Annotated in this window: 1 pseudogene; it reads right to left on the reverse strand. The window is 72.2% G+C overall.

Features of this window, described 5'->3' with window-relative positions:
* Positions 1-92 precede the first annotated feature (92 nt).
* Positions 93-309, reverse strand: a pseudogene (locus H926_RS33710) (TetR/AcrR family transcriptional regulator); the annotation flags it as partial.

Below are 309 nucleotides of genomic sequence, written 5' to 3' on the forward strand. Positions count from 1 at the left end.
CGCCGGGCCGGGCGCTGCAGGGTAATCCCGGCTCGACAGCGCCAGCCCATCGGGCGATGTCCATTGGCGCAGGGCGAACGGTGCAGGACCCGTCACGCGCGTTCCTCCGCGTTGGCACTTGGCGATGACAGGCCATGGGCCAGCAGGCGGCCGGCTTCCTGCACCACGGCTTCGGGTGCCTCATCGCCCCACACGCCAAAGCGCAGGCCCAGGAACACGTTCATGCCCATGATCGCCCAGGCGCGCACCTCGCTGTCGCCGGCGCTGATCTCGCCGCGCTGGGCGGCCGCTTCCAGCCGGGCGGCGATG

The sequence above is a fragment of the Novosphingobium sp. B-7 genome (genome assembly GCF_000410615.1).
Classification (GTDB): Bacteria; Pseudomonadota; Alphaproteobacteria; order Sphingomonadales; family Sphingomonadaceae; genus Novosphingobium; species Novosphingobium capsulatum.